A 14,867-nucleotide genomic window follows, 5' to 3' on the forward strand; every position below is an offset into this window, starting at 1 on the left:
CGCTAGCTCAGAGGTCGAGATACTCAGAGGTCGAGATCGAGGAGTGCGTTCTCGACGACCTCGGTGAGCGCGGGGTGGATCCAGTACTGGCCGCGCGCCATCTCCCGCGCACCGAGGCCGAACGTCATCGCCTGCACGAGCGGCTGGATCAGCGTCGGGGCCTCGGGTCCGAGGATGTGCGCGCCCAGGAGCGTCCCCGTCGCACGATCCGCGACGACCTTGCAGAAGCCGCTCTCGTCCTCGAGCGCCCAGCCGTAGGCGACGTCGCGGTACTCGCGCACACCGACGGTGACGTCGTGGTCGCGGCGCGCGTCCGCCTCGGTGAGCCCCACACTCGCGATCTGCGGATCCGTGAACACCGCCGCCGGGACGAACCGCTCGTCGCTCGCGACGAGCGTCGCAGGGTCCGACCACGTCCCGTGCAGGACGTTCTCGGCGACGACGCGGGCCTGCCGGTTGGCGATGTGCTTGAGCTAGTGCGGCGACGAGACGTCGCCGAGCGCCCACACGCCCGGCGCGCTCGTGCGCTGGAACTCGTCCACCGCGACGAGGCCGTCCTCGGTCACGTCGATTCCGCCCGCCGCGGCGCCCAGCCGGTCGGCGTTGGACACCCGTCCCGTCGCGACGAGCAGGGTGTCGCCCGTGATCGCCTCGCCCGAGTCGAGCGTCACGGTGACGGACCCGGCGTCGTCGCCGGTGACGTGGGTGACCGTCGCGTCGGTGTGGACGTTCCAGCGTGAGTGCGCGCCCTGCGCGAATCTCGCCGAGATGTCGGCGTCGAGGCTGCGCAGCAGCGCCGGGCCGCGGGCGACGACGTGCACGTCGCTGCCGAGCGCGGAGAACACGTGCGCGAACTCGGCTGCGATCGCTCCGCCACCGATCACGATCAGCCGCTCGGGAAGCGCGGGGATCCGCATGACGGTGTCGCTGGTGTGGAACGGGACGCCGGATTCCGTGACGACGTCCGGCACCACCGGACGCGATCCCGCTGCGACGATCACCTGATCGGCGGAGATCCGTTCGCCCGAGTCGAGGGCGAGTTCGCGGTCGCCGACGAACCGCGCGTGACCGCGCAGCAGCGTGACGTGGTCGCTGCGTTCGATCCGGTGCCGCTCACCGTTCTCCGAGAGCGGATCGACCCGCCCGAAGACCCGCGCGATCACGTCGGGCCAGCGCACGCCCTCGACGGTCGCGTCCACCCCGAACCTCGCGGCCGACCGGACGGTGCGCGCGACGTCGGCGCCGTGCACGAACATCTTGGTGGGGATGCAGCCCACGTTGAGGCACGTCCCGCCGAACACGCCCGACTCGATCAGCGCGACGTCGCGATCACGAAAACGCCGGTCGATCAGGGTGTTTCCCGATCCCGATCCGATCACCGCGACATCGAAGCGGCGCGTCACGGGCGCGGCTCCGCCGGAGCGGCGTACTCGTCGATCTCGGCGAGCCACCGGTCGACCTCCGCGAAGGCGCGGCGGCGCGGTTCCTCGCGCGAGAGGAACACGTCGTGACGGGCGCCGTCGATCGGCACGATCGTCGTGCGATCGCCGAGGCACCCGGCCCAGCGGGCGATCTGCCGTACGTCCAGCACGAGATCGGCGACGTCGGGATCGCGGCCGTAGGATTTCGTCGAGCGCAGCACGAGTGCCGGCACTCCGATGTCGAGTCCGCGGTGCAGCCGGGCGTGCGCCCGCCGTACGGCGCGCAGCCATCCGAAGCGCACCGGGAAGCCGGTGAGCGGCTTCCACTCGAGGTCGTACGTCCACTCGCCGCGCCGCTCGACGTGCAGGCTCGCGCCGTACGCGTCGAGCGAGGCGAGCGGGATCGTCGTGTGACCGGACACGCGTCCGACGACGTCGACGAGTGCGGTTCCGAACGAGCGGAGCACCGCTGGTCCCTGCAGGTCGAACCACGGGCTGTTGAGAACCAGCCCCATCACACCGAGGTCCTCGGTGCCGCGCCGCCGGTGTGCGTCGAGCCACAGCGGCAGGATCAGCCCGCCCGTCGAGTGCGCGGCGAGAAGTACCGGTCCGCCGCCGATCTCGCTGCGCGCGAGCGCGAGCGCGCGGTCGATCTCGGCGTCGTAGTCGCGCAGATCCGTCGCGAAGTGCGGAGTCTGACCCTCGCGGCGAGAGCGACCGCATTTGTGCAGGTCGAGTGCGTAGAACGCATAGCCCTGTTCGTGGAAGTGCTCCGCGACGTGGCGTTGGAAGAAGTAGTCGGTGAACCCGTGCACGTACAGGACGGCGCGGTCGTGCGATGCGCCCGAGGGCTGATACCGCACGAGCGTCGCGACGTTCTCGCCCTCGCCGTCGGGATCGGGACCCAACTCGATCGTCAGTTGCTCGTAGCCGTCGCCGAGGACGTCGGGCCGCCACCGTGCTCGCGCATCGGACTCCATCACACCGGTCACATGCTTCAAGGTAGCCACAATCACAAGAGGGTGGGACGTTCGGCCTGCGGAACGGGGAGCACAATGGTGGGACGAGCGTGCGAACGCGCGCGGGGCCAACGTGGGCGGACACGGAGCCGCGGGATCGTCCGGGTAACCTGTTGCCCGATTCCGCACCAGCGGGTCCGCAGACGGTGACCGGAAGGACGCGCCCCGAAGTTCGCGGCCACCCGGCAACAGTGACAGGAAGTCGATTCTCCAGTGTCTGATCGAAACGCGGTAGAGACGAAGTCCGACGTAGTGCTCGTCGGCGCCGGCATCATGAGCGCCACCCTCGGTGCGATCCTGCGTCAGGTCGCCCCGGACTGGTCCGTCACCGTCTTCGAGCGACTCGACGCGGCCGCGGCGGAGAGCAGCGACCCGTGGAACAACGCGGGTACCGGTCACTCCGCGCTCTGCGAGCTCAACTACACGCCGCAGCAGCCCGATGGCACGGTCGACACCACGAAGGCCGTCAACGTCAACGAGCAGTTCCAGGTCTCGCGCCAGTTCTGGTCGCACGCGATCGAGCACGGCATCCTCGAGGCGCCGCGCGAGTTCATCAATCCGATCCCGCACGTCGCGTTCGTGCACGGCGAGAAGAACCAGCAGTACCTGCGCGCCCGCTACGAGGCGCTCGTCGACAATCCGCTGTTCGCGGGTATGGAGTACATCGACGACCCCGCCGAGTTCTCGAACCGGCTTCCGCTCATGGCGAAGGGCCGCGACTTCGCCGACCCGATCGCGCTCAACTGGAGCCAGGACGGCACCGACGTCGACTTCGGTGCGCTGAGCCGCCAGCTGCTCGGGTACGTCGGCGCATCGGGTGGCGACGTCCACTTCGGTCACGAGGTCACCGATCTCGACAAGCAGTCCGACGGCAGCTGGATCGTCAAGGTCCGCAATCGCCGGACGGGCGAGCGCAAGAAGGTGCACTCGCGGTTCGTGTTCGTCGGTGCGGGCGGTGGCGCCCTGCCGCTGCTGCAGAAGGCCGGGATCAAGGAGGCCAAGGGCTTCGGCGGCTTCCCGGTCAGCGGCGCGTTCCTGCGCTGCACCAATCCCGAACTCGTCGCCCAGCACAGCGCGAAGGTGTACGGCAAGGCCGCCGTCGGCGCGCCCCCGATGTCGGTGCCGCACCTCGACACCCGCGTCATCAAGCACCGTCCCGGGCTGCTGTTCGGCCCGTACGCGGGCTGGTCGCCGAAGTTCCTCAAGGAGGGCCGCATCACGGATCTGCCCGGCTCGGTCAAGCCCGGCAACCTCGCGTCGATGCTCGGCGTCGGCATGAGCGAGATGGGCCTCGTGAAGTACCTCGTCAGCGAGCTCACCAAGAGCGAGTTCGGCCGCATCGAGGACCTCAAGGAGTTCGTCCCGCAGGCGATCGGCAAGGACTGGGAGCTCATCGTCGCGGGCCAGCGCGTGCAGGTCATCCGCCCGAAGGGGCGCAGCGGCGTGCTCGAGTTCGGTACCGCCGTCATCAACTCCGAGGACGGCACGATCGCGGGTCTGCTCGGCGCCTCGCCCGGCGCGTCCACCGCGGTCCCGGCGATGCTCGACGTGCTCGAGCGCTGCTTCCCGCGCGAGTTCGAGTCCTGGCGTCCCACGCTCGCCGAGATGGTGCCGTCGCTCGGCGTCAAGCTCTCGAACGATCCGGCTCTGTTCGAGCAGGTCTGGAACTGGAGTTCGTCGGTTCTCGAGCTCGGCAGCGAGCGCGCCGCCGACGAGCCCGGCGACGTCGTCGCCGTCTGACCTCGGCTCGCGTCCTGTGCCATAGTCAGCTCCCATGACGGCTACTGCGGCACTCAAACGCGCCTGGGCACTCGACCTGGACACCTCGACCCTCTACGCACTGCTCTCGTTGCGGGTCGAGGTGTTCGTCGTCGAGCAGGCGTGTGCGTACCCCGAGCTCGACGGCCGCGATCTGCTGTCGGACACCCGGCACTTCTGGCTCGAACAGGACGGCCGTGTCGTGTGCACGCTGCGGCTCCTCGAAGAGAACGTGGACGGCGTCACGACGTACCGCATCGGCCGGCTGTGCACCGAGCGATCGGCGCGCGGCAAGGGCCACACCACGCGGCTGCTGCGTGCCGCCCTCGCCGAGGTCGGCGACGCCACCTGCCGCATCAACGCGCAGACCTATCTCGTCGACATGTACGGCAAGCACGGGTTCGTCGCCGACGGCGAGGAGTTCGTGGAGGACGGCATCCCGCACGTGCCGATGCGCCGCCCCTGACCGGAGCCGTGGCGGAGGGGTCGTAGAGTCGTCGCGACGGCATCGCATCGCGACGCCGCCGCTGCACGTGTCATCCGAACGGAAGGTCAGGGGAGTGCAAGCTCGGGACGGCGAATCCCACTACCTGGTCGGCCTCGACCTGGCCGGTCGCAAGGTGGTCGTGGTCGGCGGCGGATCGGTCGCCGCGCGGCGCCTCGGACTGCTCGTCGACTCGGGGGCGGCGGTGCACGTCGTCGCGCGTGAGGCGACGCCCGCCGTCGAGGCACTCGCGACCGCGGGCCGGATCACCCTCGAGGTCCGCGACTATCGCCGCGGCGACCTCGACGGCGCGTGGTACGCGATCGCGTGCACCGACGAGCCCGAGACGAACGCGACCGTCGTCGCCGAGGCCGAAGCACACCGCGTGTTCTGCGTCCGCGCCGACTCGGCCCGCAAGGGGACCGCGGTCACGCCCGCGAGCGCGGAGTGGGACGGCATGAGCGTCGGAGTACTCGCGGGTGGCGACCACCGGAGGTCGGCGGCGGTCCGTACCGGCATCGTCGATGCACTCCAGTCGGGCACCGTCACCGACACCCCGCACCAGCGCCCCACGGGCGTCGCCCTCGTCGGCGGCGGCCCCGGCGACGCCGACCTGGTCACGGTGCGGGGACGCCGGCTGCTCGGCCAGGCCGACGTCGTCGTCGCCGATCGACTCGCGCCGGCATCGCTGCTCGCGGAACTCGGCCCCGAGGTCGAGGTGATCGACGCCGCGAAGATCCCCTACGGCCGGGCCATGGCGCAGGACGCGATCAACGACGTCCTGATCGACCGCGCCCGGGCGGGCAGGTTCGTCGTCCGGCTCAAGGGCGGCGACCCGTACGTCTTCGGCCGCGGCTTCGAGGAGGTCGAGGCCCTCGCCGCAGCCGGGATCCCCGTGACCGTCGTACCCGGCATCACGAGCGCGATCTCGGTCCCGTCCGCCGCGGACATCCCCGTGACGCACCGCGGCGTGACGCACGAGTTCGTCGTCGTCAGCGGTCACCTCGCGCCGGATCACCCCGACTCGCTCGTCGACTGGGACGCGCTCGCGCGCCTGCGGGGGACGATCGTGCTGCTCATGGCCGTCGAGCGGCTCGGGCTCTTCGCCGACGTCCTCGTCGCGGGCGGGCGGGCACCGGGAACTCCGGTCGCGATCGTGCAGGACGGCACGCTGAGGACGCAACGGACGGTCCGCGGCACGCTCGCCGACATCGCCCAGCGGGCGATCGCCGAGGACGTGCGCCCGCCCGCGATCGTCGTGATCGGCGACGTCGCGGCGCTCGCCGGGCGGGCCGAGTCCACTCGTACCGCCCAGGAGCGCTGACACACGTCCCGTCAGGCGTTCAGGATCACCTTCAGTGCCCTGGTCTCGGCGGCGCGCGAGAAAGTCTCGTACGCGTCGAGGATGTCGCCCAGCTCGAACCGGTGACTGATGAACGGCTGGGCCGCGATCTTGTCCTGCGCCAGGAGTTTGATGAGCATCGGCGTCGTGTCGGTGTTGACGAGACCCGTCGTGACGGTGATGTTGTCGATCCACATGCGGTCGAGCGGGAACTCGACGGGCTTGCCGTGCACGCCGACGTTCGCGACGTGCCCGGCGGGACGCACCAGATCGAGCGCCATGTCCCATGTCGCGGGAACGCCGACCGCCTCGATCGCGACGTCGACGCCGAGCCCGTCGGTGAGTGCGAGCACCCGATCCTTCCAGTTCGGATCCGACGACACGATGCCGTCCGTGGCGCCGAACCGCGCTGCCTGCTCGACCCGGTTGGCGTCGAGGTCGAGAGCCACGATCCGGCTCGGTCCGTACAGACCCGCCGTCGCCATCGCGGCGAGGCCGACCGGGCCGGCGCCGATGACCGCGACGACGTCGCCGGGGCTCACCGCGCCGTACCGGACACCCATCTCGTGTCCGGTCGGGAGGATGTCGCTGATGAGGGTGGCGTCCTCGGAGGAGACGCCGTCGGGAACGCGATAGAGCGAGGTCTCCGCGAAGGGCACGCGCACGTACTCGGCTTGAGTGCCGTCGATCAGATGGCCGAAGATCCAGCCGATACCGGACGCACCCTCGTCGGCGAGGCAGTGCGAGTACACGCCCTTCTTGCAGTACGAACACTTCCCGCACGACGAGATGCACGAGATGATGACGCGGTCGCCGACCGCGAGATCCGTGACCGCCGAACCGATCTCGGTGATGATGCCGACGCCTTCGTGACCGAGCACGCGTCCGTCGGTCACCGCCGGGACATCGCCTTTGAGGATGTGCAGATCGGTGCCGCAGATCGTCGTCGTCTCGATCTTCACGATCGCGTCGGTCGGGCGGACGATCGTGGGGTCGGGAACGTCCTCCCACGACTTCTCGCCGGGACCGTAGAACACGAGTGCCTTCATGCCGACCTCCAGGGTGGGGCCGGTTGCCCGTCGCCGCAACCGGCGTCGATTCGATGACAACACACGGGCCCGCCGCGGCGGAGGGATTCGCGGCGAGCGCTCAGGACGTGATGACGACCAACTGCGTCTCGTCGGGTGTCTCGACGCGCAGGCCCGCCTTCGAGGCGACGCGAGCGAGGCCGTCGATGTCGGCCGGTTCCGCGCGGGTGACGGTGAGCGCGCGCGCCAGCAGCCCCTTGTGGTGCTTGTTGAAGTGCGAGACGACCGACCGTGAGCCGTCGGGCTTCTCGGTGAGGACCGTCGCCGTGACGGCGCCCGGGACGCGGCCGAGCTGAAGGTAGGCGCCCGATCGCAGATCGACGACGAGTTCGCCGCCGGCCTCGCGGACGAGGGCTTCGCTCAGCTCGTTCCGCCACACCGACCGGAGCGTGCCCAGGCCGGGGAGTTTCGAGCCGCCCGAGAGCCGGTACGCGGGTACGGCATCTCCTGCGCGCGTCGCGCCGAAGAGCGCGGAGCCGACGGCGAGCCGTGCGTACGCCTTCGCGCGCTGCGTCTTCGTGAAGGAGCGCGCATCGAGCGCGTCGAACAGGACACCGGTGTAGCGGTCGAGTGCCGGGCGCGTGGGGGAGACCCACAGCTTCGCGTTGCGGGCGATCTCGTCGTGCTGCGAGACGCCGAGACCGAGGGCCGCCGCCGACGCCTCGGGGTCGTCGGCGAGAGCGACGAGGGCGTTCACGAGCATCTCGCGGGTCTCGGTGAGTTCGGGCATCGCGAGTTCGGCGAGATCGAGCGGCGCGTCGTCGCCGCCGTCGGACTTCGTCTCGGACGGGGGAAGCAGCACCAGCACGAGGCCGGAGTCTACCGGCGACCGCCGGGCACGACGGCGCGCCGCCCGACTATCCTGGCCGACTGTGATCACCCGCATGTCCCACCTGTTCCTGCGCACGCTGCGCGACGATCCCGCCGACGCCGAGGTGCCCAGCCACAAACTGCTCGTGCGTGCCGGCTACGTGCGCCGCGTCGCGCCCGGCGTCTACTCGTGGCTGCCGCTGGGGCTGCGGGTGCTGCGGCAGATCGAGCGGGTCGTGCGCGAGGAGATGAACTCGTTCGGCGCGCAGGAGATCGCGCTGCCCGCACTGCTGCCGCGCGAGCCGTACGAGGCGACGAACCGCTGGACCGAGTACGGCGACGCGCTGTTCCGGCTCGAGGACCGCAAGGGGGCCGACTACCTGCTGGGCCCGACCCACGAGGAACTGTTCGCCCTCACCGTGAAGGGCGAGTACAACTCGTACAAGGACTTCCCGGTCACGCTCTATCAGATCCAGACGAAGTACCGCGACGAGGAACGGCCCCGCGCCGGCATCCTCCGCGGCCGCGAGTTCGTCATGAAGGACTCGTACTCGTTCGATCTCACCGACGACGGCCTCGCGCAGTCGTACCGGGCGCATCGGGACGCCTACGAGCGCATCTTCCGCCGCCTCGACGTCGAGTACGTCATCGTCTCGGCGACGTCCGGCGCGATGGGTGGTAGCGCGTCCGAGGAGTTCCTCGCGGTCTCCGAGGTCGGCGAGGACACCTACGTGCGGAGCACGGAGTCGGGCTACGCCGCGAACGTCGAGGCCGTGACGACCGTCGTCCCGGAGGCCGTTCCCGTCGACGGGCTTCCCGAGGCCGTCGTGCACGACACCCCCGACACCCCCACGATCGCGACGCTGGTGGAGTGGGCGAACGGCGCCGATCTCGGCCGCACCGTGACCGCCGCCGACACACTCAAGAACGTCGTCGGCAAGGTCCGCGCCCCGGGCGGCGAGTGGGAACTGCTCGCGATCGGTCTTCCCGGCGACCGCGAGGTCGACGCCAAGCGGCTGGAGGCATCGCTCGAACCTGCCGAGTTCGCGCTGCTCGACGAGGCCGATTTCGCCGCGAACCCGTTCCTCGTCAAGGGATACATCGGCCCGAAGGGGCTGCAGGCGAACGGGGTTCGGTATCTCGTCGATCCCCGAGTCGTCGAGGGCACCGCGTGGATCACCGGTGCCGACGCGCACGGCAAGCACGTCGTCGATCTCGTTGCGGGCCGCGACTTCGTGCCGGACGGCGTGATCGAGGCGGCCGAGGTGCGCGAAGGCGACCCGTCACCCGACGGCGCCGGGACGCTCGTGGCCGCGCGCGGCATCGAGATCGGCCACGTCTTCCAGCTCGGCCGCAAGTACACCGACGCGTTCGAGGTCGACGTCCTCGGCGAGAACGGCAAGCCCGTGCGCCCCACGATGGGCTCGTACGGCGTCGGTGTGTCGCGGCTCGTCGCGGTCGTCGCCGAACAGCAGCACGACGACAAGGGACTGCGCTGGCCCGCCGAGATCGCGCCCGCCGACGTGCATCTCGTGATCGCGAACAAGGACGAGGCGGCGCGTGCGGGAGCCGAGGCGCTCGCCGCCGACCTCGACGCCGCGGGCATCGAGGTCCTGCTCGACGACCGCAAGGCGTCGCCCGGCGTCAAGTTCAAGGACGCCGAGTTGATCGGTGTGCCGACGATCGTCGTCGTCGGCCGCGGCTGGGCCGACGGCGTCGTCGAGGTGCGCGATCGGTTCTCGGGCGAGGCCCGTGAGGTGCCGGCGGGCGACGCGGTCGGCGAGATCGTCGGCGCGGTGCGCGGCGGGCGGGCACAATCGGCGTCATGACGGACAGCTGGGACGAGACCGACGACTATCTGGCACGCACCCTCGTCGGGGACGACCCGGCACTCGCGTCCGCGCTGGCCGCGAACCACGACGCCGGGCTGCCGCCGATCGACGTCTCGCCCCTGCAGGGCAAGCTCCTGTCGCTGCTCGCCCGGGCGATCGGTGCGCGCCGCGTGCTCGAGGTGGGGACGCTCGGCGGGTACAGCACGATCTGGCTCGCGCGCGCCGTCGGCGAGGACGGTCACGTCCTCACCCTCGAGTACGAGCCGCGGCACGCCGCCGTCGCGGCGGCGAACCTCGATCTCGCGGGAGTGGGGGAGCGCGTCGAGGTCCGCATCGGATCCGCCCTGGACACCTTGCGGTCGCTCGATCCCGGCACCCCGCCGTTCGATCTCGTGTTCATCGACGCGGACAAGGTGAACAACTCGAACTACGTCCTCGAGGCGCTGCGCTTCTCGCATCCCGGGACCGTGATCGTCGTCGACAACGTCGTGCGGGGCGGTGGCGTGTCGAATCCCGACCTCGACGACGACGCCGTCCGTGCGAGCCGCGACGTCCTCGACCTCTTCGCGCGCGATCCGCGGCTCGACGCCACCGCGATGCAGACCGTCGGCGGCAAGGGCTGGGACGGTTTCGCACTCGCTCTCGTCACGGAAGGATGAGCGCGGTGCGCGAGTACCCCTTCTCCCAGGTCGACGTCTTCGGTGCATGGGGACTGCCCGGCAATCCCGTCGCCGTCGTCCACGACGCCGACGACCTGACCACCGAGCAGATGCTGCGGTTCGCGTCGTGGACGAACCTGTCCGAGACGACGTTCCTGTGCCGTCCCACCGATCCGGCCGCCGACTACCGCGTCCGGATCTTCACTCCCGCCGTCGAGCTGCCGTTCGCCGGGCATCCGACGCTGGGCTCCGCACACGCGTGGCTGCGGCGCGGCGGCACGCCGGCGGCCCCCGGCGTCGTCGCGCAGGAATGCGGCGTCGGCGTCGTCCCGGTGCGCACGGCCGACACCGATCTCGCGTTCGCCGCGCCGCCGCTGCGGCGTTACGAGGACGTCGACGACGCGACGCGAGAGCGAGTCCTCGCCGCGCTCGCCGTCGACCCCGGCCGGGTGCGGGCGATGCGCTGGATCGACAACGGGCCGGGATGGCTCGGCGTCCTGCTCGACTCCGCGGACACCGTGCTGGGACTCCGGCCCGTCGCCGGGGCGCTGGCCGGCCTCGCGGTGACCGTCGCCGGGCAGCATCCGGGCAACGACCCCGCGCACGTCGAGATCCGCGCGTTCATCCCCGACGCCGGTGTGCTCGAAGATCCCGTGACAGGCAGCGCCAACGCCGGATTCGCCCGGTGGCTCACCGATTCGGGCGTCGTCGACGGCGCGTACACGGCCCGGCAGGGCACCGCCCTCGGCCGTGGCGGGCGCATCACGGTGACGCCGGATGCCGGGGAGTTGTGGATCGGCGGCACGACCGTGACCGTCGTCGACGGAACCGTCGGCCTGCCGCTCGGCTGAGCGGGCTCAGGGTTGTCCGTGGCCGGCTCAGGGCTGTCCGGGGAACGCCACCGTCGCCGGAGCGTCGCCCAGCACGACGCGCCAGCGCGAGCGCCGCACCGCGGTCTCGGCCAGCACGTCGATCGCGACCGTCCGCACCCGCTCGTCGCTCGCCGCCTCGGCGGTCGCACGCCATGCCTGCGCGCAGTCCGCCTCGACCTGCTCCGCCAGACGTGCCGCCGAGATCGGATCGGTCACCTCGATCGGCATCGTGTAGCCCGCCGCGGCCGGAGGCGGGTCGAGGCCGAGTTCGCGGGCGAGGTCGATCGTCGCGTCGCGCGTCGCGCGGTGCGCGGCGAGGTCCGCGTCGATCGCGCCGGCACGGTCCGGGTTCGCGAACGCTCCCGCGATCCCGTACGCGAAGACGGCGCCGTGCTCCGCTGCGAGCGCGTCGAGGAGGGCGCCGGAGTCCGGTCGTTCGCCGGTGGGTGCGGTCACGGCAGTTGAACCTCCACGTGGGTGCGGCAGGCCGCCGCGATCGAGGCGAGCAGCCCCGCGCGGTGACCGTCCTGGGTGCGTGCGGTGTCCGCGGCCTCGCGGGCCGCCTCGCGCAGGCGGTCGCGGATCTCGTCGAGGCTCGTGGGCGGCGCGGGGGGAGTCGGCTCGGGTGTCGGCGCCGTCTCGGGGATCGTGCCGTCCTCGTACCGGCCGAGCGCGCGGGCGATCTCGGCGTCGAGCGCGTCCGCGTGCTCGGTGCGCTGCTCGGCGACGACGGTGAGCGCGGCGGCGCGGTCGGGCGCGAGAGCGACGGCGGCGGCCGCTGCCTGCGCATCCGCGCGGGCGCGAGCCGCGAGCGGCGAGAGCGGATCCGGTTCGGGCGGCGCGTCGTCGGCACACGACGCGAGCGTCGGGACGAGCGCGAACGCGCCGGTCGCGATCGCGGCTGCCCGGAGTGCGGCGCGGCGCGTGAAGCGACGGGGCGAGGTGACGGTCACGCCGCCATCCTGCCAGCAGAGCGGCCCCGAACGGCCTCGGCACACCGGTCCGAAGTGCGCCGACGACACGGTAGGATCGATGGTTGCTGCGTCACGCCCGACGACTGTCACACCCGGACAACTGAAACGAGGAGCCCACCGATGCCGGTCCCGTCCAAGGAGAGGATCAGCGAGCTCGTCGCCGACGTCGTCGCTCGTCACGGATACGACCTCGAGGACGTCGTCGTGACACTCGCCGGCAAGCACAGCGCCGTGCGCATCCTCGTCGACGGTGATGCGGGACTCGGCCTCGACGACGTCGCGGGCCTCAGCCGGGAGATCTCGGCCGTCTTCGATTCCGTCTCGGATTTCGGCGAGTCCCCGTACACCCTCGAGGTGACCTCGCCCGGAATCGACCGCCCGCTGACGCACGAACGCCACTGGCGCCGGGCGCGTGGCCGCCGGGCGCGCATCACGTTGCCGGACGAGGTTCTCCTCGCGCGCGTCGGAAGACTCGGCGACGACGGCACCGTCGAGGTCGTGCTGCCCGGGCGCCCGCAGCCGCAGGTGCGCCGCATCGCGCTCGACGACGTGACCACTGCCGTCGTCGAGGTCGAGTTCAGGACGCCCGACGCCCGCGAGCTCGAGCTCGCGGGAGGGCTGCCCGACGGACGTGCCGCAGCGGGGGAGATCGACGAGCTCACCGAGACCGGCGAGTTCACCGAGGAAGAAGAGGAAGGTCCCGACAAGTGAATATCGACATCGCAGCGCTGCGCGCGATCGAGGCGGAGAAGGGAATCTCCGTCGAGACCGTCATCTCGACGATCGAGACCGCGCTGCTCACGGCGTACCGGCACACCCCCGGTCATCAGCAGCACGCGCGGATCGACGTGGACACCAAGACGGGCGTCGTGCGCGTGATGGCGCACGAGGTCGACGAGGGCGGTGAGATCCTCGGCGAGGAGTGGGACGACACCCCCGAGGGCTTCGGCCGTGTCGCGGCGACGACAGCGCGCCAGGTCATCCTGCAGCGGCTGCGCGACGCCGAGAACGAGCGGACGTTCGGCGAGTTCGTGGCGCACGAGGGCGAGATCGTCGGTGGCGTCGTGCAGCGCGATGCGCGCCTGAACGCACGCGGCACCGTCGTCGTGCGGATCGGCAGCGACGCCAACGGGATCGACGGCGTGCTCCCGCCGTCGGAGCAGGTGCCGGGCGAGAAGTACGAGCACGGCGATCGCGTCAAGTGCTACGTCGTCGGCGTCAGCCGCGGGCAGCGCGGCACGCAGATCACGCTGTCGCGTACGCACCCGGGCCTCGTCCGCAAGCTGTTCGCGCTCGAGGTCCCCGAGATCGCGGACGAGTCCGTCGAGATCGTCGCCGTCGCGCGCGAGGCGGGTCACCGCTCGAAGATCGCGGTGACCTCCACCGTTCCCGGGCTCAACGCCAAGGGCGCGTGCATCGGCCCGATGGGCCAGCGCGTCCGCAACGTCATGAGCGAGCTGTCGGGCGAGAAGATCGACATCATCGACTGGGACGAGGACCCGGCGACGTTCGTCGGCAACGCGCTCTCGCCGTCCAAGGTCGTCTCCGTGACGGTGGTCGATCCCGACCAGCGGGCCGCCCGCGTCGTCGTGCCCGATTACCAGCTCTCGCTCGCGATCGGCAAGGAAGGGCAGAACGCCCGACTGGCCGCCCGCCTGACGCAATGGCGGATCGACATCCGCAGCGACGCGGCGAGCCCGGAGCCCGGCGGAGACGCCGCTCCGGCGCACGGATGAGGGGCGCATGCGGAGAACGGAACGGGTCGGCGGTACAGTGGACGATGGTTCGGCACGAACTCGGTGACCCCGCACGTACGCTCCCGCAGCGAACGTGTATCGGGTGCCGCAGCACGGCGCCGGCCACCGACCTGCTGAGGGTTGTGGCGGAGCGGACGGAATCCGGTGATCCGGAGGTTCGCATCGTCACGGACCCGAGACGTCGACTGCCCGGCAGGGGTGCGTGGTTGCATCCCGATCCCGAGTGTCTCGACCTCGCGGAACGTCGGCGAGCGTTCGGGCGTGCACTGCGCGTCCCGGGCCCGGTCGACACGTCCGACCTCGGCAGGACACTACGAAGAGACAGGCACACACACTCATGAGCACACCGTGAAGCACCAGCGATGAACGGCCATCGGATATAACCCGAGGTCGCGCGGGACGAGCCGCCCTACGACGGCGGCGCCTCCTGCTCGACCTCACCAGTGAGGAGAGCAGTGGCAGGCAAGGCCCGCGTACACGAGTTGGCGAAAGAACTCGGTGTCACCAGCAAGGAACTACTCGCGACGCTCAAGGAGCAGGGCGAGTTCGTGAAGTCGGCGTCGTCCACGGTCGAGGCGCCGGTCGCACGTCGGCTTCGGGAGAAGTTCGACGCGCCGTCGCCCGCGAAGGGTGACGGCCCCGGCAACGGCGGCGCGAAGGTCGTCGCGAAGCCGGGACCCAAGCCCGGCCCGAAGCCCGCGGCACCGGCGGCCCCCGCAGCACCCGCTGCGGAGACCACCCCGGCCCCGGCTCCGGCACCCGGACCCAAGCCGGCGGCCCCGCGCCCCGGCCCCGCAGCGCAGCCGGCTCCGGAGCAGCCCGCGGCGCCGGCCCCGCGTCCGGCGGCCCCC

15 protein-coding genes and 1 pseudogene are annotated in these 14,867 nt (G+C 71.1%); 10 read left to right on the top strand and 6 right to left on the bottom strand.

Annotated features, from left to right (window positions below):
* Positions 1 to 23: 23 nt before the first annotated feature.
* Positions 24 to 1,403, bottom strand: a pseudogene (locus RR1_RS08670) (mycothione reductase).
* Complete coding sequence (locus RR1_RS08675; RefSeq protein WP_040773741.1) at positions 1,400 to 2,401, bottom strand: alpha/beta hydrolase; 1,002 nt, start codon at positions 2,399 to 2,401, stop codon at positions 1,400 to 1,402. The pseudogene RR1_RS08670 and the gene RR1_RS08675 overlap by 4 nt, the downstream one beginning before the upstream one ends.
* 312 nt (positions 2,402 to 2,713) lie before the next feature.
* Here RR1_RS08675 and mqo point away from each other — a divergent pair, with 312 nt between their 5' ends.
* The 3 genes from mqo to cobA all read left to right on the top strand — a co-directional run bounded on the left by mqo (position 2,714) and on the right by cobA (position 6,006).
* Entirely contained in the window at positions 2,714 to 4,180 is a 1,467-nt protein-coding gene (gene mqo / locus RR1_RS08680) for a malate dehydrogenase (quinone) (protein ID WP_051111210.1), read from the top strand.
* Positions 4,181 to 4,214: 34 nt separating this feature from the next.
* Complete coding sequence (locus RR1_RS08685) at positions 4,215 to 4,664, top strand: GNAT family N-acetyltransferase (protein WP_010838726.1); 450 nt, start codon at positions 4,215 to 4,217, stop codon at positions 4,662 to 4,664.
* A gap of 94 nt (positions 4,665 to 4,758) precedes the next feature.
* Positions 4,759 to 6,006 carry a uroporphyrinogen-III C-methyltransferase gene (gene cobA, locus RR1_RS08690; protein ID WP_010838727.1) on the top strand — a complete coding sequence of 416 codons (1,248 nt, stop codon included), beginning with the start codon at positions 4,759 to 4,761 and terminating at the stop codon, positions 6,004 to 6,006.
* Positions 6,007 to 6,017: 11 nt separating this feature from the next.
* On the opposite strand, the gene RR1_RS08695 is transcribed toward cobA, so the two are convergent.
* Both RR1_RS08695 and yaaA read right to left on the bottom strand, forming a co-directional pair.
* Positions 6,018 to 7,073, bottom strand: a complete 1,056-nt coding sequence (locus RR1_RS08695) for a zinc-dependent alcohol dehydrogenase family protein (RefSeq protein ID WP_040773695.1) — start codon at positions 7,071 to 7,073, stop codon at positions 6,018 to 6,020.
* 100 nt (positions 7,074 to 7,173) lie between these two features.
* The gene (gene yaaA / locus RR1_RS08700; protein WP_010838729.1) at positions 7,174 to 7,920 is read right to left on the bottom strand and encodes a peroxide stress protein YaaA; all 747 of its coding nucleotides are present in this window, start codon (positions 7,918 to 7,920) and stop codon (positions 7,174 to 7,176) included.
* 64 nt (positions 7,921 to 7,984) lie between these two features.
* Between yaaA and RR1_RS08705 the strand changes: the two genes are divergently transcribed.
* The 3 genes from RR1_RS08705 to RR1_RS08715 are packed head-to-tail and all read left to right on the top strand — an operon-like array spanning position 7,985 to position 11,264.
* The gene (locus tag RR1_RS08705; RefSeq protein ID WP_010838730.1) at positions 7,985 to 9,751 is read left to right on the top strand and encodes a proline--tRNA ligase; all 1,767 of its coding nucleotides are present in this window, start codon (positions 7,985 to 7,987) and stop codon (positions 9,749 to 9,751) included.
* Positions 9,748 to 10,413 (top strand): O-methyltransferase, encoded by a 666-nt coding sequence (locus tag RR1_RS08710; RefSeq protein ID WP_010838731.1) that lies wholly within the window; start codon positions 9,748 to 9,750, stop codon positions 10,411 to 10,413. Before RR1_RS08705 ends, RR1_RS08710 begins: the two co-directional genes overlap by 4 nt.
* Positions 10,410 to 11,264 carry a PhzF family phenazine biosynthesis protein gene (locus tag RR1_RS08715; RefSeq protein WP_010838732.1) on the top strand — a complete coding sequence of 285 codons (855 nt, stop codon included), beginning with the start codon at positions 10,410 to 10,412 and terminating at the stop codon, positions 11,262 to 11,264. The genes RR1_RS08710 and RR1_RS08715 overlap by 4 nt, the downstream gene beginning before the upstream one ends.
* Positions 11,265 to 11,291: 27 nt before the next feature.
* Here RR1_RS08715 and RR1_RS08720 read toward each other — a convergent pair whose 3' ends face one another.
* Complete coding sequence (locus tag RR1_RS08720) at positions 11,292 to 11,741, bottom strand: ferritin-like domain-containing protein (RefSeq protein ID WP_010838733.1); 450 nt, start codon at positions 11,739 to 11,741, stop codon at positions 11,292 to 11,294.
* Positions 11,738 to 12,238, bottom strand: coding sequence for a hypothetical protein (locus RR1_RS08725; protein ID WP_010838734.1), 501 nt, complete (start codon positions 12,236 to 12,238; stop codon positions 11,738 to 11,740). Before RR1_RS08725 ends, RR1_RS08720 begins: the two co-directional genes overlap by 4 nt.
* A gap of 141 nt (positions 12,239 to 12,379) precedes the next feature.
* Here RR1_RS08725 and rimP point away from each other — a divergent pair, with 141 nt between their 5' ends.
* The 4 genes from rimP to RR1_RS08745 all read left to right on the top strand — a co-directional run.
* Positions 12,380 to 12,970 (top strand): ribosome maturation factor RimP, encoded by a 591-nt coding sequence (gene rimP / locus RR1_RS08730; protein WP_010838735.1) that lies wholly within the window; start codon positions 12,380 to 12,382, stop codon positions 12,968 to 12,970.
* Positions 12,967 to 13,995: a transcription termination factor NusA gene (gene nusA, locus RR1_RS08735; protein WP_010838736.1), complete on the top strand. Its 1,029-nt coding sequence runs from the start codon at positions 12,967 to 12,969 to the stop codon at positions 13,993 to 13,995. Before rimP ends, nusA begins: the two co-directional genes overlap by 4 nt.
* Before the next feature lie 44 nt (positions 13,996 to 14,039).
* Complete coding sequence (locus RR1_RS08740; RefSeq protein WP_071990746.1) at positions 14,040 to 14,357, top strand: YlxR family protein; 318 nt, start codon at positions 14,040 to 14,042, stop codon at positions 14,355 to 14,357.
* A gap of 114 nt (positions 14,358 to 14,471) precedes the next feature.
* A partial coding sequence (locus RR1_RS08745; RefSeq protein WP_174555412.1) for a translation initiation factor IF-2 N-terminal domain-containing protein occupies positions 14,472 to 14,867 on the top strand: 396 nt, incomplete at its 3' end.

This window comes from Rhodococcus rhodnii NBRC 100604, from assembly GCF_001894925.1.
Taxonomy (GTDB): Bacteria; Actinomycetota; Actinomycetes; order Mycobacteriales; family Mycobacteriaceae; genus Rhodococcus_F; species Rhodococcus_F rhodnii.

What these genes read in the sequence shown, in the direction of transcription:
- RR1_RS08715 (WP_010838732.1), top strand. Translation starts at nt 10,410, where the DNA reads ATGAGCGCGGTGCGCGAGTACCCCTTCTCCCAGGTCGACGTCTTCGGT.
- RR1_RS08685 (WP_010838726.1), top strand. Translation starts at nt 4,215, where the DNA reads ATGACGGCTACTGCGGCACTCAAACGCGCCTGGGCACTCGACCTGGAC.
- RR1_RS08695 (WP_040773695.1), bottom strand. Translation starts at nt 7,073, where the DNA reads ATGAAGGCACTCGTGTTCTACGGTCCCGGCGAGAAGTCGTGGGAGGAC.
- RR1_RS08675 (WP_040773741.1), bottom strand. Translation starts at nt 2,401, where the DNA reads ATGGAGTCCGATGCGCGAGCACGGTGGCGGCCCGACGTCCTCGGCGAC.
- RR1_RS08710 (WP_010838731.1), top strand. Translation starts at nt 9,748, where the DNA reads ATGACGGACAGCTGGGACGAGACCGACGACTATCTGGCACGCACCCTC.
- rimP (WP_010838735.1), top strand. Translation starts at nt 12,380, where the DNA reads ATGCCGGTCCCGTCCAAGGAGAGGATCAGCGAGCTCGTCGCCGACGTC.
- mqo (WP_051111210.1), top strand. Translation starts at nt 2,714, where the DNA reads ATGAGCGCCACCCTCGGTGCGATCCTGCGTCAGGTCGCCCCGGACTGG.
- RR1_RS08740 (WP_071990746.1), top strand. Translation starts at nt 14,040, where the DNA reads ATGGTTCGGCACGAACTCGGTGACCCCGCACGTACGCTCCCGCAGCGA.